This is a genomic window from Corynebacterium jeikeium (genome assembly GCF_028609885.1).
GTDB lineage: Bacteria > Actinomycetota > Actinomycetes > Mycobacteriales > Mycobacteriaceae > Corynebacterium > Corynebacterium jeikeium.
Genome location: NZ_CP063195.1, coordinates 1,458,827 through 1,478,550 on the forward strand (window position 1 = coordinate 1,458,827; position 19,724 = coordinate 1,478,550).

Annotated in this window: 19 protein-coding genes and 3 pseudogenes; 11 read left to right on the top strand and 11 right to left on the bottom strand. The window is 62.5% G+C overall.

Annotated elements, in window-relative coordinates:
• Positions 1-273: 273 nt before the first annotated feature.
• From CJEIK_RS06440 to CJEIK_RS06460, 5 genes and pseudogenes are all read right to left on the bottom strand, one after another.
• Positions 274-1,242: pseudogene (locus CJEIK_RS06440) on the bottom strand (IS3 family transposase).
• Between the two features lie 283 nt (positions 1,243-1,525).
• Positions 1,526-2,530: a FecCD family ABC transporter permease gene (locus CJEIK_RS06445; protein WP_005295471.1), complete on the bottom strand. Its 1,005-nt coding sequence runs from the start codon at positions 2,528-2,530 to the stop codon at positions 1,526-1,528.
• Positions 2,527-3,483 (bottom strand): FecCD family ABC transporter permease, encoded by a 957-nt coding sequence (locus CJEIK_RS06450; RefSeq protein WP_100086766.1) that lies wholly within the window; start codon positions 3,481-3,483, stop codon positions 2,527-2,529. The genes CJEIK_RS06445 and CJEIK_RS06450 overlap by 4 nt, the downstream gene beginning before the upstream one ends.
• 50 nt (positions 3,484-3,533) lie before the next feature.
• Positions 3,534-4,517 (bottom strand): ABC transporter substrate-binding protein, encoded by a 984-nt coding sequence (locus CJEIK_RS06455; RefSeq protein WP_236609288.1) that lies wholly within the window; start codon positions 4,515-4,517, stop codon positions 3,534-3,536.
• A gap of 68 nt (positions 4,518-4,585) precedes the next feature.
• A complete protein-coding gene (locus CJEIK_RS06460) occupies positions 4,586-5,185 on the bottom strand; it encodes a TetR/AcrR family transcriptional regulator (protein ID WP_005295477.1) in 600 nt (199 codons plus the stop codon).
• 54 nt (positions 5,186-5,239) lie between these two features.
• On the opposite strand from CJEIK_RS06460, the gene CJEIK_RS06465 reads away from it, so the two are divergent.
• The 3 genes from CJEIK_RS06465 to CJEIK_RS06475 are packed head-to-tail and all read left to right on the top strand — an operon-like array spanning position 5,240 to position 9,302.
• Complete coding sequence (locus CJEIK_RS06465) at positions 5,240-6,844, top strand: ATP-binding cassette domain-containing protein (RefSeq protein ID WP_077536178.1); 1,605 nt, start codon at positions 5,240-5,242, stop codon at positions 6,842-6,844.
• A complete protein-coding gene (locus tag CJEIK_RS06470; protein ID WP_034965027.1) occupies positions 6,841-8,436 on the top strand; it encodes an ATP-binding cassette domain-containing protein in 1,596 nt (531 codons plus the stop codon). Before CJEIK_RS06465 ends, CJEIK_RS06470 begins: the two co-directional genes overlap by 4 nt.
• Positions 8,433-9,302, top strand: a complete 870-nt coding sequence (locus CJEIK_RS06475; protein ID WP_005295486.1) for a siderophore-interacting protein — start codon at positions 8,433-8,435, stop codon at positions 9,300-9,302. The genes CJEIK_RS06470 and CJEIK_RS06475 overlap by 4 nt, the downstream gene beginning before the upstream one ends.
• Here the strand turns inward: CJEIK_RS06475 and CJEIK_RS06480 are convergent.
• A complete protein-coding gene (locus tag CJEIK_RS06480; protein WP_005295488.1) occupies positions 9,299-10,618 on the bottom strand; it encodes an MFS transporter in 1,320 nt (439 codons plus the stop codon). The two genes, CJEIK_RS06475 and CJEIK_RS06480, sit on opposite strands and share 4 nt — an antisense overlap.
• 164 nt (positions 10,619-10,782) lie before the next feature.
• On the opposite strand from CJEIK_RS06480, the gene soxR reads away from it, so the two are divergent.
• Both soxR and CJEIK_RS06490 read left to right on the top strand, forming a co-directional pair.
• On the top strand, positions 10,783-11,250 hold the full coding sequence (gene soxR, locus CJEIK_RS06485; RefSeq protein ID WP_005295490.1) for a redox-sensitive transcriptional activator SoxR: 468 nt from the start codon (positions 10,783-10,785) through the stop codon (positions 11,248-11,250).
• A gap of 374 nt (positions 11,251-11,624) precedes the next feature.
• Positions 11,625-12,068 (top strand): annotated as a pseudogene (locus CJEIK_RS06490) (ClpP family protease); the annotation flags it as partial.
• A gap of 186 nt (positions 12,069-12,254) precedes the next feature.
• On the opposite strand, the pseudogene CJEIK_RS11355 reads toward CJEIK_RS06490, so the two are convergent.
• From CJEIK_RS11355 to CJEIK_RS06515, 5 genes and pseudogenes are all read right to left on the bottom strand, one after another.
• Positions 12,255-12,665 (bottom strand): annotated as a pseudogene (locus CJEIK_RS11355) (type I restriction-modification system subunit M N-terminal domain-containing protein); the annotation flags it as partial.
• 13 nt (positions 12,666-12,678) lie between these two features.
• Positions 12,679-12,921, bottom strand: a complete 243-nt coding sequence (locus CJEIK_RS06500) for a helix-turn-helix domain-containing protein (RefSeq protein WP_005295494.1) — start codon at positions 12,919-12,921, stop codon at positions 12,679-12,681.
• Entirely contained in the window at positions 12,914-14,575 is a 1,662-nt protein-coding gene (locus tag CJEIK_RS06505; RefSeq protein ID WP_005295496.1) for a DUF2326 domain-containing protein, read from the bottom strand. The genes CJEIK_RS06500 and CJEIK_RS06505 overlap by 8 nt, the downstream gene beginning before the upstream one ends.
• Positions 14,559-14,792, bottom strand: coding sequence for an ABC-three component system middle component 7 (locus CJEIK_RS06510; protein WP_005295497.1), 234 nt, complete (start codon positions 14,790-14,792; stop codon positions 14,559-14,561). Before CJEIK_RS06510 ends, CJEIK_RS06505 begins: the two co-directional genes overlap by 17 nt.
• A complete protein-coding gene (locus tag CJEIK_RS06515; RefSeq protein ID WP_005295500.1) occupies positions 14,779-16,017 on the bottom strand; it encodes an ABC-three component system protein in 1,239 nt (412 codons plus the stop codon). Before CJEIK_RS06515 ends, CJEIK_RS06510 begins: the two co-directional genes overlap by 14 nt.
• A 403-nt stretch (positions 16,018-16,420) precedes the next feature.
• Between CJEIK_RS06515 and CJEIK_RS06520 the strand changes: the two genes are divergently transcribed.
• The 6 genes from CJEIK_RS06520 (at position 16,421) to CJEIK_RS06545 (ending at position 19,704) form a co-directional block, all read left to right on the top strand.
• Entirely contained in the window at positions 16,421-17,047 is a 627-nt protein-coding gene (locus CJEIK_RS06520; RefSeq protein WP_172453535.1) for a sigma-70 RNA polymerase sigma factor region 4 domain-containing protein, read from the top strand.
• A gap of 62 nt (positions 17,048-17,109) precedes the next feature.
• Positions 17,110-17,352 (top strand): hypothetical protein, encoded by a 243-nt coding sequence (locus CJEIK_RS06525; protein WP_005295507.1) that lies wholly within the window; start codon positions 17,110-17,112, stop codon positions 17,350-17,352.
• On the top strand, positions 17,349-17,771 hold the full coding sequence (locus CJEIK_RS06530; protein ID WP_005295510.1) for a hypothetical protein: 423 nt from the start codon (positions 17,349-17,351) through the stop codon (positions 17,769-17,771). The genes CJEIK_RS06525 and CJEIK_RS06530 overlap by 4 nt, the downstream gene beginning before the upstream one ends.
• Positions 17,764-18,897 (top strand): DUF2800 domain-containing protein, encoded by a 1,134-nt coding sequence (locus tag CJEIK_RS06535; RefSeq protein ID WP_005295513.1) that lies wholly within the window; start codon positions 17,764-17,766, stop codon positions 18,895-18,897. The genes CJEIK_RS06530 and CJEIK_RS06535 overlap by 8 nt, the downstream gene beginning before the upstream one ends.
• Positions 18,898-18,922: 25 nt before the next feature.
• Positions 18,923-19,477 (top strand): DUF2815 family protein, encoded by a 555-nt coding sequence (locus CJEIK_RS06540; RefSeq protein WP_013888887.1) that lies wholly within the window; start codon positions 18,923-18,925, stop codon positions 19,475-19,477.
• Between the two features lie 17 nt (positions 19,478-19,494).
• On the top strand, positions 19,495-19,704 hold the full coding sequence (locus CJEIK_RS06545) for a LapA family protein (RefSeq protein WP_005295518.1): 210 nt from the start codon (positions 19,495-19,497) through the stop codon (positions 19,702-19,704).
• Positions 19,705-19,724: the final 20 nt, after the last annotated feature.

Sequence of the window (19,724 nt, forward strand, 5' to 3'; positions counted from 1 at the left end):
ATACCCGCTATGACCAGCAATTTTGCGCCGAAGAAGCGGATCGAGAACTGGGTTACCATGCTAGCGAGAGGACTCCTCGCAAGGTTCAGGTTCGCCCCTGAACCGGAGTGAACCAGTCAGGATTTCGCGCGCAGCAATTGCTGAGCAGGTGATCGTAGCAACGGAAACAACCAGCATAGACGTCGCGCTGTTCCTTCCCGGAGGAGCTCGGGAGAAGGGAACAGCGCGAGGACGTGGTAACGATCAGAGTGACGCGTTTATGGGCCGCCCCCCTCATTCGGTCCGGACGCTCTGTGAGTCGTCGGTTTCGATTTGATGGGTGCATTGCTGAGCGTACTCGATTGGGGGTAGGTAGCCGAGCGAGGAGTGCCGGCGGTGATGGTTGTACTCGTCTTTCCAGTCGCCGATCACGACCTGCGCGTGCAGCAGCGAGTAGAAGCTGTTGATGTTGAGGCACTCGTCGCGGAGCCGGCTGTTGAACGACTCAACGTACCCGTTCCGCCACGGCGAGCCCGGTGGGATGTAGGACAGGCCGGTGCGGGTACCTGCCCAGTCGGCCATCGCTTCGCTGATGAACTCCGGCCCGTTGTCGGACCTGAGCACAACGGGAGCGCCGCGGACGGCGACGAGATCCTCGAGATACGCGGTGAGCCGGTCGGCGGTGATCGACCGCTCGACCAGCCCGCCGATGCATTCCCGGGTGTGCTCATCGACTATCGAACAGATCTTGATCGGCCGGCCCTGTTCGTCGGCGTCGAACTGGAAGTCCACCGCCCGCACCACGTTCGGCGCGTCCGCTGTTGCGGGGTCGACGGTCGAGGACCCGACGCGTTTGCGACGCCGCTGCTGCCGGACGCGGAGGCCCTCGTCACGCCAGAGGCGTTGGATCTTCTTGTGGTTCACGACTCAGCCCTCGGCGCGCGCATCGTGATACGCGCGTCGGTACCCGTAACGGGGGCGTTTCTTCGCCCAGGCACGCAGCCAGTCCCGCAACGCCCGGTCCGGGCCTGCGGTCGTGTCGCCCTTGAGCGTCGCGTTCTGCTTCTCGAGCTCCTTCAGGCGCTTCGCGTCGTCGGCCTTCAACCCGCCGTACTGGTTACGCCACCGGTAGTACGTCTGCTCGGACACCCCGAGCTCCCGGCACACCGCCGCGACATCCGCGCCGTCGGCGAGTATCCTGTCGGCCTACCCGAGCTTGCGGACGACCTGTTCCGGGGTGTGACGCTTCCTGCTGTTCGACATGATCTGACCAGTCTCCCTGCCCGAACCCTCGGGCGGCAGGACGACTCTCAGAACCACCGGACCTACGAAACGGGGTCAGCCCAATATCTCAGGACACAGTGGATAGTCCCTATCAGGACATCTCAGACATGTTGTTGTTCTCTCTCACTGAGGCAGGGGACGGGAGGAAAGCTCCGGAAATGTTCGGGAAGACGCAGCGCACAGGATGGGAGACGAACGGAAAAGGCTCGTGAAGCGTGATGTGAGCGAGCCGCAATGGTCGAACCGGCGGGCTTGTGGCTGGTCAGTGACGTCGCAGCAAAACCGAGAGTGTGAGGTAGAGGCCGCCGAGGCTGACGGTGATCGCGCCGACGGGGAGCTGGGTTGGTGCGAAGGCGTGGGCGGCGGTCCAGTCCGCGGCGGCAAGCAGGATCGCGCCGGAGAAGGTGGCGGCGAGGATTGGGCGGTAGCGTGGGAGCAGGGTGTTCGCGATGTGTGGTGCGGCGAGGGCGATGAACATGACCGGTCCGGCGACTGCGGTGGTGGTGGCGGTGAGGAGCACCGCGGCGATGGCAAGTGTTGTTCTCGTGCGGGGCACTCTTAGGCCGAGTGCGGTTGCGAGGTCGTCGCCGAGGGCGAGGATTCGGAGTGTCGGGAGCACCGCGGAGGTGGCTATTCCGATAGCGGCGAGGGCTGCGAGGGCGGGCCAGGCCTGCGCCCAACGCATGTTGTCCAGGGTGCCTGCGGCCCAGATGGAGCCGGTGGCGGCGGTGGCGGTATCGGTGCGGTAAAGCAGCCAAGTGTTGACCGCGGTGAGGAGGGCGCTGATGGCGATCCCGGTGAGAATGAGCCCGCGGCCGCCGTTTCTCGGGCCGCGTGCGAGGGTTAGCACGAGGAGAGCTGTCACGAGGCCGCCGACGATGGAGGCAACCGCGAGCGCGAGGAACCCGCTTGCCGGTAGGAGAAGCAGGGTGAGGAGAACACCGGTGTAGGCGCCGGTGTTGAAGCCGATCACATCGGGGCTGCCGAGCGGGTTGCGGGTGAGGGATTGGAAGATCGCGCCGGCAGCACCGAGGGCTGCTCCGAAGGCGATGGCGGTGAGCGCACGCGGTAACCGCCAAGACAGGACGACAGTCGTCGTGAAGTCATCGGCACGCCCGAGGATCGCTTCGAGCACTTCCCATGGGGTCAGCGGCAGGTCCCCGGAAGCGAGTGAGGCGAGGATCAGGCCGGCGAGCGTGAGCAGTGCAACGGCCCATCGCCATGCGATCCGATCGCCGGGTCTGTGACCGGTCGGGGGTCGGTTCATCGGCGTCTCCGAAGGAGAACGATCATGACCAGCGCTCCGAGGGCTGCACTGACGATCCCGACGGGGATCTCTCCCGGCCAAAGGACGATGCGGGACAGGATGTCGGCGGTGAGGACTAAGCCGGCGCCCGTGAACGTGGATATCAATAGGAGGGGTGCGGTGCGGGGCCCCGTGAAGGGGCGGACGATGTGCGGCACCATGAGCCCGATAAACCCGATGGGCCCGGCGATCGCGGTGGCGGCACCGACGAGGCACACCGTCGCCAGCCCGGTGCCGATCCGGGTGGCCAGGGGGTGTGAGCCGAGGCCGCGGGCGAGGTCGTCACCGAGGGCGAGCGCATCCATCGGGCGGACCAGCAGAAAGGCGATTAGCGCGCCGACGGCCAGTATCGGGAGCGAGAAGGCGATGACCTTGCTATCCGGGCTCGCCAGCGATCCGGCTGACCACGCGCGCATCGCGTCGAGCGCGCGCGGGTTCAGCAGGGTGATAGCCGACTGGATGCCAGAGACCGTCATGCTGAAAGCGACTCCGGCGAGGATCAGCCGAGAACCGTCCGCACGCCCTCGCAGGCCGAGGATGAGCACGACCGTCGTGACTGCGGCGGCACCGATGATCGCGGAGGCGGCGATCCCGAAGGCGGAGCGGAGTCCGAGCCAGCTCATACCGATCGTCACCGCGAATGCGGCCCCTGACCCGACGCCGAGCAGTCCCGGGTCTGCGAGGGGGTTCCGGGTCATCGCCTGCATGAGCGCCCCGGACCAAGCCAGTGCAGCGCCGACGAGCATCCCGGCGAGAGTGCGCGGCAGACGCACCTCACCGACGAGCGTGCGCACCTCCTCGGATCCACTGCCGCTGACGAGCGCCATGATCTCGGTAAGGCCGAGAGGCTTGGAGCCGATCAGTATGCTCGCGAACGTGAGCAGAATCACCAGGATGGCTGCGATGAGCGCCACAACGAGGAGGCGCGGCAAGCGGACAGGCGACGCCTCCTCGCGCGGGCGTGTCACGACGCGGGAATGAGTTCGAGGCCAGCGCGTAGCTCGTCGAGTAGCCACGGCACGGCCGCGACGTTGGGATCCTGCAGTGCGGTCGCGGCCTCGAGACCGACGGGGACGTACCGCTGCTGCATAATCGGCTGCTGGGACACGATCGGATCGGACTCGAACTTCTGCTGCAGGGCATCAGACTGATAGGTCATGAACAGTACCCCCGCGTCGTTGAACAGTGGGGCCTGTTCGAAGCTCACGTCGATCGAGCCGGGCACAGAACCCTGCCCGCCGAGTTCCGTGATCGCGGGAAGGGAGACGAGCCCGAGCTGCTGCATGAACCGGGCGGTGACATTCTCTTGATCGACCAGGAACACGACCACGCCATCGCGAGCCTGCCCATACAGGAAAGTACCCCCGTCGAGGTTCGGCAGTTCTTCCTTCGTCTTGGCGATGGCGTCATCGGCCTGCTGGATCAGCCGCTCAGCCGCTTCGGGATCACCGAGCGCCTGGCCGACGCGTGCGGCGGATTCCTCACTCGTGGCCCGGTAGAGGCCCTCCTCGTAGGTGACGACCGGCGCAATGTCGCTGAGCTGCTGGTACATGGCCTCATCCAGCGTGAACGCGGCGGTGGCGAGGATCAGGTCGGGCTTGGCAGAAGCGACCTGCTCAACACTGATGCTCATCGGGTTCACCCAGGTCGTGTCGTCGGGGAGCGGGTCGATATACGGCAGGTTCTTCTCATCGCCCGCTCCAGCGACCGACGTGAACGATTCGGGCGCCAGCACCACCTCCGCACCCATCGCCGACGCCAGCGCAACATCGGCGTAGCCGAGTGCGGCAATCCGCTTGGGCCTCTCCTTGATCGTGACATCGCCGTAGGCGTTGTGCAGCGTCACCGGGAACGCACCGTCGCCGGGCGGGGGTTCGTCTGTGGAAGGCGTCATAGGTCCGAAGGCGCAACCGGCGAGCAACAGCGCGCCGGCCAGCACTGCTGCCATCGCGGAGGCGATACGGGTATGAACGGATCTGAGCATGGGCTTTTCTCGTTTCTCTGGTGGGTAGGGCCTCAGGCCGCGGGCAGGATTCCTGCTACGGCTTCGAACACACGGGCCGGGGTCTGCGCTGTGTCTAGTTCCTGCCAGCGCGCCGCCAGTTCCGTGACGACGGGGAGCAACGGGCGGACACCGTCATGTTCGGGGAGCACGCTCGGACGGTTCAGCCGGGCGCAGGTGATGGTGGCCTGTCCGAGGATGGTCGCGAACATGGTGCGGTAGAACATGAAAGCTGCCTCGTCGGAGAGCCCGGCGTTCCGTGCACAGGAGAGGAATCCTTCCGGGAACCGGAGGCCGGCCGGGCTCGCGAGCCTACCAGTGGAGATCAAGCGAATCATCCAGGGGTGCTCGACAAGGAAGCCGTGCATACACAAAGCGAGATCGACGGAGTCCCGTACGGGATCGTGCGAGGTCGCAGGGAAGACGATCTTCTCGGATACCCGCTCCACCAGCGCGAGCAGCAGCGCGTCGCGATCTGCGAAGTGGTGGTACAGCGCCATCGGGGTCACGCCTAGCTTCGTGGCGAGGAGCCGCATCGAGAGCGCGGCTTCGCCATCGGAGCGCACGACGGCGAGAGCCTCGTCCACGATCTGCGCAGGATCCAGTTTGCTCACGATGCCGTCCTTTCAGTTTTAGGTTACCCCAACTATACGCATATAGTCTTAGACATGGCAACCAAGACATCTCTCCTCGACCCGGCCGTCCTGCGACTGCTGCGCCCCTCTCTCCCGGCACTGGCCGTTGCAACGGCTGGCACGACACTCTCGGGCCTATTTGGCCTGGCCGCGATGTGGCAGATCGTGCGCCTGATCGAAGCCCCGGCCCCCGCACGGGTGGGCTGGGCCAGTGGCGCCTGGCTGTGCGCGGCGCTCCTGGCTGCGGGCGCTTCGTGGCTCGCGCACGCCGTCGAGGGGCGGCTCGAGGCGCGTGTGCGGCGAGCGGTGGCCGGTAGCCTGCTCCGGCTGCCGGCCGACCGGTTGGCCGCCTACCCGACGGATCGGTTGCGTCGGCTCGTCACTGAGGATGTCGCCGCGCTGCATCACATGATCGCCCACCTTCCCGCGGAAGCAGCCACGCTCGTCGCGGTGCCTGTGTGCGCCGTCCTGCTGATGCTGACGCTCGCCGGGCCCGTGTCCCTGCTCACCCTCATCCCGGGCGTGCTCGCCGGGACGGCCTACCTCACGGTGATCCCGCGCCTCTCGGCAAGACACGGCGCCGAGCTGGGCCGGGTGATGGCCGAGATCACAACGGCGGTCGACGACTACGCTCGTGGGATCCATGTCTTCCGCAGCTACGGTGCAGCGAACAGCGCTCTCGCGGACTACATGGACGCCGCCCGGCGCTTCACCACCGGCATGCTCGACTGGGTGCGACGTGTCGCCACTCCTGCCGCGGTAGCCGTCGGCCTGCTTCAGGCGGCCTCCAGCTACGCCATCGCCTACGCGGTCGGCTTCGCTCGGGAGCCTGCCGTGCTCGCAGCGATCCTGCTGATGGGGCTGGCGCTCGTCACACCCGCACTGAGGCTTGAACATGGCCTCGACTACGTCGCCGCGGGGCGAGTCGCGTCCACACGCATCGGAGAACTCCTCGCCGAGCCTGTTCTGCCTCACGGCAACGCGAACGCGGTCAGCGGGCCGGGCATTCTGGTGGACAGTATCGTGGTCTCGGCGGGTGGCCGAAGGATCCTCGACGGACTCTCCCTGACCGCGCCAGCATCCGCGGTGACGGCGGTCACGGGGCCGAGTGGTGCAGGAAAGAGTACCCTCCTTCGCGTGCTCGCGGGCCTGCAGCCGCCCCTGAGTGGCATCGTCAGGGTCGCTGGCACCGACATATCGGCGTTTCCCGAAGCGGCACGGCCGGAGGCGGTGCTGCTGATCCCGCAGGGCGGGGACGTGCTCCCTGCAAGCATCGGCGAGAACCTTCGCCTGACCGCCCCCGATGCAGACGACCAGGCGCTGACGGCCGCCCTCGCTCGCGCCCAGCTCGATCTCCCGCTCGATACGGACGCCGCGCTGCTGTCCGGCGGCGAGCGCCAGCGCGTCTCGCTTGCCCGAGCGTTCCTCGCGCAGGCGGGCGCTATCCTGCTCGACGAGCCCACGAGCGCCCTCGACGACGCGACAGCCACCCGCTTCTGGGGCGAACTCGAAGAGCTCGCCCGGGCTGAGGGGAAGACCGTCGTGGCGGTCACTCACGATCCACGTCTCGCACTCCGAGCCGACCATGTCCACAGGCTCGCCCCGCCAGCCACTCCCGAAGAAGGAGACGACCAATGAACCGCAACACTCCGGCACCCAAGCAGGTGCGGCCAGGCTTTCCGACGGTGGCAAAACGGCGGATGGCATGGATCGGCGCCGGCTGGGTGCTCGCAGCCCTCGCCGAAGCCACTGCCTACACGGTCCTTGCCTTCGCGATCCGCGACCGGGGAGGGGTGCTGCCTGTGCTCGCCGCAGCGGCCGTGTCACTGGTCGCCACCGTGCTGGTCTCCCGCAGCGGCTACCTGAGCGGCGCACGATTGGCCGGCGACCTCTATGCCCAGCTCGGCCGATCTCTTTCCGCCACGAAGTTGTCCTGGTTCACGGCAGAGAACCGTGCACTCGTGACCACCGTTGCCGGACGCGGCATACCCGCGCTCATGGGCGTGCCCGCCCATCAGTTGCAGACAGTGATCTGCGCACCGCTTGTACCCGTGCTCATGGTTGTCGCGGTCGGGTTCGTGTCAGGGGCTGGCGAGGCCTGCGTGCTCGCCCTCCTGCTGCTGGCCGCCTTCGCCACGCAGATGCTCACGCAACGCCACCTGCAACGCGCCGACGCCGAGCGTCATCGCATCGAGCAGGAGACGGTGCGCGCGACGATGGAATTCGTCGACCACCTCGAACTGATCCGCACCGCAGCCGGCCCCCGAGGTCTCGTCCGCGCGGATGAGGCTTGGAGGCGACAGGAACAGGCGATGGCGCGCACCAACCAGGCCGCAGCGCCCGCGACCCTTGTGTCCTTTCTCGCGTCGGTCATGCCCGTTGCCGGGATGCTGATCATGCTCGCTGCTTCTGGAGAGTTCGCGATACCTGAGGCAGCCCTCGCGTTGCTGGTGCTCACCATCCGGGCGTCCGCCCCGATCGATGAACTCGCCCTCGCCGGGGTCAGCCTCAACGAGGTACGTTCACACAGCTCGGCCTACCATACAGCCGCGATGGCGCCGCGCCTACCCGCTCCCGCTGACCCCGTCCCTCCGGCAGGTTCGGAGATCGAGCTCCGCGACGTCGCGCATCCACCCGCGCTCCGCACGATCACCGCGAACATTCCCCCAGGCGCACGCGTCCACATCGCAGGCCCCAGCGGTGCCGGCAAGAGTACCCTTCTGGGACTGTTGCAGCGCTTCGACGATCCCGCCGATGGAACTGTCACTCTCGGCGGGGTCTCACTCGCCGCACTTGAGGAGACAGAGATCACCGCAAGAATCGCCTATGTCCCCCAGGACCCCATCGTGCTCACCGGCACTCTCGCCGAGAACATCAAACTCGGCCGCCCCGAAGCTTCCGACAAGGAGATCCTTCAGGCAGCCGAGCGCGCCCAACTCCGGGAGGTGATCACTCGTGACCCGCTGGGTATCCACCAGCACCTCGGCATTCACGGGCAGGCGCTCTCCGGGGGAGAACGTCAACGAGTCGCGATCGCACGCGCCCTCCTCAAGAACGCGCCGGTGCTCGTGCTGGACGAAGCCACCTCCGCTCTCGACACGGCCACAGAACAACGGATCGCTGACACCCTCGCCACCTACGACGGGACTCTCATCTTCGTCACACACCGCGACCCCACCATCTGGCACCCCAACCGCACCATCACCCTTGAAGGACCACAGCAGGCATGACCACCATCCGCCACCGCATCCGCGAACTCACCCAACAGAACATGCGCCCGGTCTCCACCAACGCCGAAATCACCAGTATCCGCAGCATCGCCCCCAGCTACACCCGCGTCACCCTCACCTCCTCCGACCTGGCCCGCTACGAGCCCACGCTGCCCGCAGACGGCATCAAAATCGCCGTTCCCGGAAAGGACGGCGCACCCGAGATCCGAGCAATGACCGTCTCCCGCCGGCCCACACCCGACACGATCGAGATCGACGTCCTCACACACACGGGCGGTATCCTCGCCCCCTGGCTCACCCACGCTCGCACGGGCGACCGAATCGACGTGCACGCGGTCCGACGCGAATGGGCACTCGGTGACGACATCACCGAACACATCCTCGTAGCTGACGCTAGCGCGCTCCCCGCAGCAGCCACGATCCTCCACGCCATTCCAGAAGAGCACCAGGTTCACGCCTGGCTCCACGTCCCAGAAGCCGACGATGGCGTGCTCATCCCCGAGCGCCTCAACCTCCAGCTGCATCCCCACGTCGGCAACGCCTGGACACCGATGCAACTCCGCGACGAACTCAACAAAGTACTCCCCTCAATTCCCAGGAACAATGGAGTGCAAGCTTGGCTCGCCGCCGAAGCCTCGACTGTCGCCGAGGGGCGACGATGCCTCACAAAGCACGGGCACGACCGCGACCATATGTTCGCCGCGGCATACTGGAAGCACGGTTGCGGCAGCACCGCACGCGATGAACGTATCCGACGCGCCTATGTGGAAGCGGTGGCAAAAGACGCCGACCTTACCGACCCGGACACGCGCGCCGACACAGAAATGCTCGCGGACGAAATGGGTCGAGAGGTTCCCTCCCCCTAGCGTGCTGTTCGAGCTTTTCCAGTGACGAAGAGCACGGTCACGGTGCCGATGACGGTAAGCGCGGCGATTCCTAGTACGAGCCAGCGGGCGGCGGCGAGTTGGCTTGCGCTCCCGAGGGCGAGAAGGTTTCCTGCGATCGCGGAGGTAAGGGTAAACGCGATCAATTGGGTCGTGCTGACGGCAGCTGCCGCTTTCGCACCCTCGGTTTCGTCGTCGCTACTGCTCATTGCTGCGACTGAGAGATGCGGGAAGGCGAGCCCGATTCCGATACCAGCGATCAACAGCATGACCACCCATAACACAACGATGAACGCCGTGGCGTGCACAGCTTGCAGTACTCCGTAGCTTGCCAGGCCCACGGTGAGGAGCACTGGACCGGTACGAGTAAGTCTGCGAGCGATCTTCCCCGTGGCGTTCGCGCTGAAGAGCTGGGCAACAACCCACCCCAACGACAGAACCGCGCCGAGCAGTCCCGCCAACAGTGGGGAGAGGTTCGCGAGTTGCTGGCCGAACAGGGGGATGAAGTTCTCGACCATCACGCCCGCGCATAGCGCCGCTACCGTGAGATATACCCATTTGAGTTGGTTGCAACGGGCATAGGTGAGCCTAGGAAGCACGCCGTTGGCGTCGCGTGCATCGACGGCAAGAAACACAATGAGAAGGAGCAACCCTGCGCCGACCATGACCGGCACCCAGAAGGTTGAGAGGGTCGAGCTGAGGCTGAGCGTTGCTGAGGTCAGGGCCAGTGCAATGATCGACGGAATCGGGACGCGCAACCGGATCGACTTCGCAGGTTTCCGTCGCGGCAGGGCACGTAGCGTCACGACCGACAGGATCACCGCAAGTGCGGCGAGCACTCCGAATGCTGCTCGCCATGCGTTGAGTTCGGCGAACACGCCGCCAAGTGCAGGCCCCACGAGGGTGCCGATGCCGAACATCGCGGACACCACTCCGGTACCACGAGTCCACAGCGTCTGCGGCAGCACGCTTCGGATCACGGCGTACCCAAGACCGGTGAGTAGGCCTGCGCCAAAGCCTTGTACTGCTCGCCCGGTCACGAACAGTTCCATCGTCGGGCTTGCTGCGCTGATGAGAGTCCCGGCAGCGAAAAGCAGGTACGCGGTGACGTAGGTGTGTGCAGCGCCCTGAGTGGTGAGCATGCGGCTCACGAACATCGTCGCGATCACTGCGGTGATCAGATACCCGGTTGACGCCCAGGCATAGTATTGCTGGCCACCGATCTCAGCGACCACAGTTGGCATGAGGGCTGCGGTGAAGTATAGGTTCATCGCGTACAGGCCGACCCCGCTGGCCATGACGATGACTGCCGTTAGGTGCGGCTTCGAGAAGAGAGCGCCCCATCCCGATTTGGGTGTTAGAGGAGTGCTGGATGTGGGCTGTGGCTGATGTTCTGGTGTCGATGAGGTCACACCGGCTACACTAGAACTTCAAGTCAACTTGAAGTCAAGGAGTCGCGAGTATGAGTTATGCACCGACCGATCTCCTCACTGTTGGCGAGGTTGCTCGTCGTGCCGGGATCGCCACGAGTGCGGTTAGGTTCTATGAGGATCAGGGGCTGATTTCTTCTGTTCGTACAGCTGGGAACCAGCGCAGGTATCCGCGTTATGTGCTTCGCCGGATCGGAATCATCACCGCCGCCCGCCGTTTCGGCATTCCACTGGCCGAAGTCGCCCAAGTATTCGACTCACTTCCTGAGAATCGGATGCCAGGAAAGACCGACTGGCGCAGAATCTCCAAACGTTGGCATGAACGACTTGAGGTGCGACGGAGGGAACTTGAACGTCTTGAAGAAGAACTAGTGGGGTGCATCGGTTGTGGGTGTCTCTCACTCAATACATGCCGCGTGCTCAACCCTGACGACCAGCTTTCTTCCGAAGGCCCTGGCGCGAGGAGATTGCAGTATCCCTCGGGAGTTGACGCACAATGAGCCGTCTCAGCTGTGATCGCATAGGATGCCTCACCGAGTCGTGCGGCTCGAGAATCGTTCATAGACTCAACTCCCCTCCGACGCTGTTTCCGTCATTGACCATTCAGGAGCCCCTTGGCCTTCTCCGCGTTCTTCGCGCTAAGAGCGTCTTCTGAATGACTTTCCGGAGCCGAGCAAGCCCACGTTCGAGTTGACGGGGATCAGGGCGTCCGATGCAGATACGGAGACCTGAGGCCTCATTCAAGGGGTCAGTGCTCATAGCCGCTGGAGGCGTGACGAGGGCGCCTTCGCGCGCGACGGAATGTGCGATTTCCTCGGCTTGTCCCCGAACCATCGGGAGCCAAAGGTGAAAACCGCCAGACGGGTGGAACGGGATGAGCAGCTACACCATTCCCAATGTCATCGCGCAGCACCCACGCGGTGAACGCATTATGGACGTATATTCCCGCCTACTCACCGAACGCGTGGTCTATTTGGAAACTGGGATCGACGCAGGCGTCGCCAATGCCCTGATCGCGCAACTGCTGTATCTCGAAGCAGACAGCCCGGATCGCGACATCCAGCTCTACATCAACTGCGAAGGTGGTGGCCCTAGTGCCATGCTCGCCATCTACGACACGATGAAGTTCATCAAGCCCAGCATCGCAACAACATGCGTCGCTCAGGCGGTATCGGTCGGAGCGGTACTACTGACAGCTGGCGCGCCAGGCAAACGTGCCGCGCTGCCGCACGCACGGATCGTGCTCCACCAGCCAGCCGCTCAAAGCCGAGGAACAATCCCCCATCTGATCCGCGACGTTAATGTTCTTCCCCGGCTCGAATAGATCCTCGCTTCCTTCTGCTAGCCCTAGGCGCACAAGGAGGCGAACTACTTCTCGCGGCGTGTAGTGGTCACCAGCCTCCGCGTTCTCAGAAAACCTGCGGATGAGTTCTTCGAACATGTAGCCCATGGCAACGTTGTTGATGCGCTCAGGGGCCAAGTCGAGCTCAGAAAACTTGCGGACAACACCCGTGAGGCGTGAGCCCTTGTGCATCTTGTCGATTTGAGTGAAGAAATCGAGGCCCTCATTCTTGTCGAGGATCATGCGGATGTTCGGGGAAAACGCTTCAAGATAGGTCTTCAGGTTGCGGTGTAGTTGTGCAGGTTCTGCTAGTAGTTTCTCTAGGGTGTAGCGGCTCGTGTTGTAGAACGGGTATCCGCTGACCTGCTTTAGGATCGCGTCGGGTGTGGAGTCGTCTTGCTCGTAGACCGTGCAGACAGCATCTTTCGTTTCTTCTAGGGCGCATTCGAGCCTTCGAATGATGGTCATCGGAATGATGACGTCTTTGTATTTGTCGGCTTGGTATGTCCCGCGTAGCGAGTTGGCGATGCTGAATACGTGATCAACTTGCTTCTTGACGTCAATCTGAGACATGGGGCAGGTTCCTTTAAGCTTCTTCTTTAGGGATGATTGTGACAATGTCGCCGATCTGGCAGTTGAGGACCTGGCAGATGCGTAGGAGCACGTCGGTGGTGACGTTGTCGCCGTTGTTGAGCCTGGCCATCGTGGTGGACGACAGTTTGGCTTCCTCGCGCAGGTCTTGCTTGAGCTTCTCCTTGTCTACCAGCAGCTTCCACAAGGGTTTGTAGGAGGCTTTGACTTGGAGGTCGAACTCTATTCGTTTACTCACTGTCGTTAGCCTTCCTCTTTTTCTTTTTGCTCCACGACCGGCCAAACAGCTCTCGTCCGGGTTCAAGATGGATGAATGCTGACTTAGTCAAGATCTGTCGGGTTTCCTCCGAGTAGCGGCTGATTTTGTCGATCGCGAGGAAAACCTGTTTTCTCTGACGTGCATACACCTGCGCGATTCCGTCGAAGGCTTGGTCTTCGATTGGTTGGACGAGCATCGAATCGTGGGCGACTGCAGGGAGAAGCGTGGTTTCCAGCATTGCTAGATCGAATGAAATCAGGCCGCGTTGGGTAGAGCCCGTTCCTGAGTCGTTCTCGATCTCGTAGGAGTATTTGTCGATCGCTGGGATCTGGATGCTTGGTGGGGTTCGTTCCTCGCGGGTGATTTCCCCATCTAGGCGCTGCATCGCTCCGTTGAGCTTGTATTCGATGTCTTTCAGGATCGATTCGGATGCTTCGTCGAGCGCTTCGGAAGCTTGCTTCTTGGCTTCCCTGAGTCGCTGCTCGTCATGGAAAGCCTTGTTGGCGTTGCGCAGTGATCTGATCTGGCGATCGAGTTCACTGTAGGCACGGATATCGGCCTGCGTTGCCGTGGGCGCGACGGAGAGATCCTCGAGGCGGGCGCTGAGTTGGTCAAGACGCTGCTGAATTCGCCCACGTTCTTCTTCCAACTGCTTGGTTTCTGCTTTGAATTCGGAGTCCAGAACCTGACGGATACTGCGGTGGAAATGCTCGATGCTCTCGATGTGTTCGATATTTGCCCCTGGGAAGAACTCGCGCAAGGAATCGAACTTCTTGGTCAGGTTGACCTCAGATGAGATCCCCTTTGCCTGTCGCATGGAGTTGATCTGTCGACCGATCTGGTTGAAGCGCCGCAGCAAGGGCTCGCGTTCTGCCTGCACCTCGTTGATGGCTGCCTGTTGAGCTGAGGTGTAATCCTTTGCAGTCAATCCTGCGCGGAGTCCTGCTTGGTCGCGTTCGGTCTCGAGGTCTTCGATTCGCTGGGTGTTGTTTTTGACCTCGGTGACGTTCCTTGCTCGGGGGAAGTCGTAGTAGCGCCCGGCGGCATTGAACAGATCAAGCTCTCGAACAGCCTCTTCCTTAGCAGCCATGAAGCCTTGAAGCTTGGTGTACTCATCAAACAGCTTCAGGAGACGCTTGACGCCGTCAGCCTGGGTGTCTCGCGGGTACGCAAGAAGCGGGTGGTCGACATCGGAGTTCTTCCGTTGCCAGATGCGGAAGAAGTTGCTGACTGCTTGACGGAGCGTGATGCCAGTTTCTTGAAGTCCATACTGGGTGCCGACAAAGCCCTTGAAGTCCTCAAGCGTCATGGTGCGCAGTGCTCGGTATTCCTTGTCGCACAAGGTAACCGCGTTGGGGGTGTCAGTGGCTCGCCGGAAGTAGTGCGTCTCGCCTCCGAGAAGGAACGCGAAGCGAATCTCGTGATGCCCAATGTTCTTGACGACATCCTTGGCTTTGTCGATGTAGTCAGAACCGCCGAAGCAGAAGTCGATGGCCAGCAGCGTGGTGGACTTTCCGATTGAGTTTTCAGTGTTTTCCGTGCCGAGAACCGTGTTGAGTCCTTCTTTTAAGCGCAGCGGGCCGGGGCGTTGTTTGTCGTGAAAGAACGCGTCACTGTCAAACTCGACCAACATAGTGGAGCACCTCCTCCGGGTAGAGCAGCTCGATCTGGCCGAGTGCGAATAAACAGTCCAACGTGTCGACGAACTCGTCCACGTCGGCAAACTTTGATTTGACCTTCTTGTATAAGGCAGCGGGACTGAGATCCTGATCGGACAGATGCGTCAGGATCGGTGGAAACTGGCTCAGTGTGGACTGCGAGTAGGGGGTGACCTTGCTAGGCAATCGCATCGAACACCTCACAGTTTTGAACGAAGAAGCACGTCACGATGACCGACGCGCTGAGGTTCACAGAGTCGGAGTTGGTGTGGATCCAATCAGCAACTTGATCGAATATCGCCTGCTGGTCGTCAGTGTGCTGGGACGCCTGGTCGTAAAAGTCGGCGACTTGCCCGGCGATCGCGTCGAATCTGCTGCGACCTCTGACGCCCTCGAGAGAGCGGAACTCTTGCTCGATGATGCGATACCACTTCAAGACATGAATCTTGATCCGCTCGGCGAGCTCAAAATACTCGGGCCTGACCTTTTCAGCGACTCGCACCGCGTCCAACGTTAGCTCCGGGATGACTCCGGTGACGATGCGTTCCCCAAGCGTTTCGATGACAGAGGCGATCGCTGGGTGGAGTTGCGAATCGAGCGCGGTGTCCTGAAGTGCTGTTGCAGCAATCCTACGATTTCGAATGTCTCGGAGCTTGTTTACGACATCAGACACTTCAAGCAACGTGTCATTGGTGGAGACCTGTTTGGCGCACTTGACACACACCGCTTCCCGGTCGGTCTCAGCGCTGCCGTCGCCAATGGTGAAAGAGACAATCTCGAAGAATGGTCGCCGTTCGCCTTTGACAGTTTTGACTAGTCGCTCTTTGCGGCAGACAGGACACAAGTCTCCATTGCGGGCTGCAAGCACGACATCCGCTTCGGTTACGCCATTGTTGGCTCGCTTCTTGTTCGTTCTCGAAATGGCAGATAGGAACGTGTCGGCATAAAAAGACACGTCATCCTGGTCTGCGGTGTACAGCAGGTCTTCTGCGGCGTCGGCACTGACTTCGGGATCATCTTTGATCAGTTCGATCAGCTCGGCTTTGAAGTCGCTCTCGCGCATGGGCGCAATATCTTGGGCGATCTTGCCGAACGCTTCACGTGCAGCCCCACGTAGTCCCGGTTGCTTCAGAACGGGCCCGAAGCCGGTGTGCAGCTCGACGTCCTGCTTGAGTAGCCCACTTACAGTCTTGGGCGTGCGCCACACGTCGAATCCATCCCTGTCGGCAACTGGAGCGAAGTCCTGAATCCAGCGCAAGAGCACCTCTACGACGTAGGCGTCGGTTGAGGTCATCTTTGGTCGCGCCGTCGACGGCTTCTTGGCTCCCTGCCTGGTCGGAGTGGTGTAACTCGCTGCTGGCTGGATGAGCACCTTTTGCAGGGCGCGCGCAAAGGTCGCGAAGCACAGCTGGCTCATCAAAAACCTCCCTCGGGAAAAGAGGACCAAAACAGCACCAAAACCGGGGCAAGGACTTTTTCTCGCCCGATTTTTAGTCTCGAAGTACTTCCGGAGGCGTCCGCTGAGTACCTAGAGATCGTGATCTTAAGTCTACCGCTGATGTCCTTCGAAGGAGTCTAGGACGCTCTGTGAGTGATCTAGACGGCTGCGGGACCTGAGTGGCCACGACGGTTCCGTGACCTACAAGTGCCGCGTGCTGATCACACAAGGCCGTCGACCACCAGGGAGACGCGTAAGAGAAGCAAGTGGCAGGTACCCGACCTACGGGTACCTGCCTTCTCGTTTCTCTGCCCATCTCTTCTGAACCTTCGACACCGAGCTTGCTTACTTAAGCGGGTCTCCCTCCTCAGGAGGGATTCCCTTGACAACACAACCAAATAGAAGGACTAGCGAGCCGTACTCCGTGCGGACCAAGAAGGTCAGCGGCAAGGTCTACACCCAGATCTACGTGCCTTCGACCATCTCGAAGGACGGCACCCAGAACTATGCGTGGATCGAGCTCGTCGACCCACCCGTTGGCGACGAGAAACTTGGCCTGAGTGCCGATGAGGTTCTCTCCTTGCTCTACGACCCGACGTACGTGCCGGAGTGGAAAGTCGCATATCTGCGCACTGCCTACCGCAGTTTTCGTGCCGTTGAGAACGCTCGAAACCGTGGCGACCTCTCCTATAGCGACTGGGAAGTCGAGGTCCACGACGGACCCCAGTATCTGAACGTCTTGGTTCATGAAGACCAGATCGACAGTGAGCTGGTTGTCGATTGGCTGCTGTCTCAGGTCAGCACCAAGCAAGCCGAGCACATCCGCCTGCACGTGTTTGAAGGGCTCTCCTTCGTCGAGATCGCGCGTGAGGAGCTGCCCGGTGCAGGCGAAGCCGACGTGGCCAAGCGAGCGAACAGCATCGGGCGCTCGGTCAAGCGGGCTCTGAAAAAGCTTCGCGAATTCATCGAGCAGGAATGTCCGGATCTAGCTCCCGTCGGGGGCGTATGAGTGCCCGGCCCACATGAAGGCCAGCACAAACCGACGCTCATCTGATTCACAAGGAGGAAACGATGTCCAATCATCGCCTCAAGGTCACGTTGACTGACCAGCCCGAACCTGACGCTGCGGTCTCTACCCGCAAGGTCAGCATCCGAAGCAGGATCGCCCGCAAGCTGCTCGGCAACCCCCAGCAGCTCACCGTTCTCGTGCCGGGCAACCAGGTCCGCTCAGTAGAAATCATCCGCCCAGACGACGATCTCATGGCGCTGGCCCGTGCCGTCGGCGTTACCCAGAGTGGTGGTGATGCCGCGTGAACGTCACCGAAGCGAACCGCTACATCCCGGCGCTGAACCGGATCGCGGAGGGGGTCACGATGCTGGCCTCTGCGATCGAAGAGGCCGCGTGGGAATCGTTCGAGGATCACCCTGGTATGTCGGGGGCTCGCCCGATCGCCGCAGCCCAGCTCGCCCAGCCAGCACTGGAAGCTGCAGCCGAAGAGTACGTAGCGGCTCACCAGCCGCCAGCCCCGGAACCTGCCCCGGCCCCGGTCCCGGAGGTTGTGCGGGTGACGTTGGAGCAGGTCCGCACGGTGCTAGCGCGCCTGTCACAGGCAGGCCACACCGCGCAGGTTCGTGAGCTCATCCAGGCCGCTGGCGCGAACAAGCTCTCCGAGGTTGACCCCTCCAAGTTCGGGCAGCTGCTGGAGCAGGCGGAGGCGATTGCTGATGCCTGACCAGCACGCACTGCTCAGCGCCTCGGGAGCACACCGATGGCTTGCCTGCCCGCCGTCGGCAACGCTGGAGGCCGGGCTACCGGAGTCCACCTCGCAGGCTGCCGAGCAAGGAACCGCAGCTCACGAGCTCGCGGAGTGGAAGCTGCGCCGAGCACTCCATGACGCTCCGACCACGAAGCCGGTCTCGAGCTGGCATGACGAGGAGATGGATGCCCTGACGGATGACTACGTGGCCTTCGTTCAGGAACGGCTGCGTGATGTGCGGCAGGTGTGTGCTGATCCGCAGGTGCTCATCGAGCAGCGCCTGGATTTCTCCCATGTGGTGCCGGGTGGGTTCGGTACCGGCGACTGCGTGATCATCGCCGAGCCCACGCTTCAGATCATCGATTTGAAGTACGGCCAGGGTGTCATGGTCGAGGCCGAGCACAATCCGCAGCTCATGCTCTATGCCCTCGGAGCGTTGAACGCGTTCGGGTCGCTGTACGACATCAACGAAGTGGCGGTGACGATCTTCCAGCCGAGACGCTCGAACGTCTCAACCTGGAGGGCTCCGGTGGCCGAGCTAGAGGCGTGGGCGGAACAGGTCGTCAAGCCTCGTGCCGCGCTGGCTGCCAGCGGGGATGGCGAGTTCGCTCCTGGTGAGTGGTGCCGGTTCTGCAAGCTCGCACCCACTTGCCGGACGCGCGCCGAGGCGAACCTTGCGCTTGCCAAGTACGAGTTCGCACCCCCTGCCGAGTTCAGCGATGCCGAGATCGCACAGGTGTTGGCCCAGCTTCCGGACCTGAAGGCGTGGGCTGCCGATGTGGAAGCGCACGCGCTGTCGCTGGCGGTGAACCAGGGCAAGACCTGGCCGGGGTTCAAGCTCGTCGAGGGCCGCTCGATCCGCAAATACTCCGACGAGGCCGCTGTCGCCCAGACAGCTGAGGCAGCCGGTGTCGACGTGTGGGATCGCAAGCTCAAGACCATCACCGCGCTGGAGAAGCAGCTGGGCAAGAAGCGCTTTTCCGATCTCCTCGGGGACCTCGTGGTCAAACCCGCTGGTAAGCCCACGCTGGTGCCCGAGTCCGATAAGAGGCCCGCACTGGAGATCCAGTCGGCAACAGATGAATTCACTGCAATCAAGTAACGAACAAGAAAGTAGGTAAGACAAGATGTCTGCAACAAATCCGACCCGTGTGGTCACCGGCGAAGTTCGCCTGTCCTACGCCAACATTTTCGAGGCAAAGTCCATCCAGGGCGGCAAGCCCAAGTACTCCGTGTCCCTGATCATCCCGAAGTCTGACACCGAGACCCTGGCCAAGATCGAGCGCGCCATCGACGCGGCGATCGACGCTGGGATTGGCAAGTTCGGTGGCAAGCGCCCGAACAAGGCCGCCTTGAAGCTCCCGCTGCGTGATGGTGATATCGAGCGCGATGATGAGGCTTATGCGAACGCGATGTTCGTCAACGCCAACTCGACCACCCCACCCCAGGTCGTGGGTACGGACCTGCAGCCGATCCTGGACGCCAACGAGGTCTACTCGGGCTGCTACGCGCGAGTGAGCATCAGCTTCTACGCGTTCAACACGAACGGCAACCGGGGTATCGCCTGCGGGCTGGGCAACATCCAGAAGCTGCGTGATGGCGAACCGCTCGGCGGCAACCGGATCAGCGCAGAGGCCGACTTCGGAGGCTTCGCAGCAGCCTCGGACGACTTCCTCAACTAGAAGAGCGGAGAAGCATCATGAACGAGTGTTATTCAGCAGCGCTGTCCGCAAACACCACCACAGTCGTGGCACTGCTCGTTGGCGCTGTCCTCGGTCTCATCGTCATCAAGGTCTCCTCTGTGATTGCCGAACGGCGGGCAATCCGCCAGGATCGCAAGCGCATCGACAAGCTCATGGCTGATACCGAGGCTGAGCTCGAGAAGTACCGCGCTGACCACGACCGCTAACCCTTCACCCGTGCTGGGAG

Excerpts from the sequence above, each read along its gene's own strand:
- CJEIK_RS06445 (WP_005295471.1), bottom strand. The coding sequence starts at position 2,530 with ATGAACCGACCCCCGACCGGTCACAGACCCGGCGATCGGATCGCATGG.
- CJEIK_RS06455 (WP_236609288.1), bottom strand. The coding sequence starts at position 4,517 with ATGGCAGCAGTGCTGGCCGGCGCGCTGTTGCTCGCCGGTTGCGCCTTC.
- CJEIK_RS06465 (WP_077536178.1), top strand. The coding sequence starts at position 5,240 with ATGGCAACCAAGACATCTCTCCTCGACCCGGCCGTCCTGCGACTGCTG.
- CJEIK_RS06470 (WP_034965027.1), top strand. The coding sequence starts at position 6,841 with ATGAACCGCAACACTCCGGCACCCAAGCAGGTGCGGCCAGGCTTTCCG.
- CJEIK_RS06475 (WP_005295486.1), top strand. The coding sequence starts at position 8,433 with ATGACCACCATCCGCCACCGCATCCGCGAACTCACCCAACAGAACATG.
- CJEIK_RS06480 (WP_005295488.1), bottom strand. The coding sequence starts at position 10,618 with ATGGCCAGCGGGGTCGGCCTGTACGCGATGAACCTATACTTCACCGCA.
- soxR (WP_005295490.1), top strand. The coding sequence starts at position 10,783 with ATGAGTTATGCACCGACCGATCTCCTCACTGTTGGCGAGGTTGCTCGT.
- CJEIK_RS06505 (WP_005295496.1), bottom strand. The coding sequence starts at position 14,575 with ATGTTGGTCGAGTTTGACAGTGACGCGTTCTTTCACGACAAACAACGC.
- CJEIK_RS06510 (WP_005295497.1), bottom strand. The coding sequence starts at position 14,792 with ATGCGATTGCCTAGCAAGGTCACCCCCTACTCGCAGTCCACACTGAGC.
- CJEIK_RS06515 (WP_005295500.1), bottom strand. The coding sequence starts at position 16,017 with ATGAGCCAGCTGTGCTTCGCGACCTTTGCGCGCGCCCTGCAAAAGGTG.
- CJEIK_RS06525 (WP_005295507.1), top strand. The coding sequence starts at position 17,110 with ATGTCCAATCATCGCCTCAAGGTCACGTTGACTGACCAGCCCGAACCT.
- CJEIK_RS06535 (WP_005295513.1), top strand. The coding sequence starts at position 17,764 with ATGCCTGACCAGCACGCACTGCTCAGCGCCTCGGGAGCACACCGATGG.
- CJEIK_RS06540 (WP_013888887.1), top strand. The coding sequence starts at position 18,923 with ATGTCTGCAACAAATCCGACCCGTGTGGTCACCGGCGAAGTTCGCCTG.
- CJEIK_RS06545 (WP_005295518.1), top strand. The coding sequence starts at position 19,495 with ATGAACGAGTGTTATTCAGCAGCGCTGTCCGCAAACACCACCACAGTC.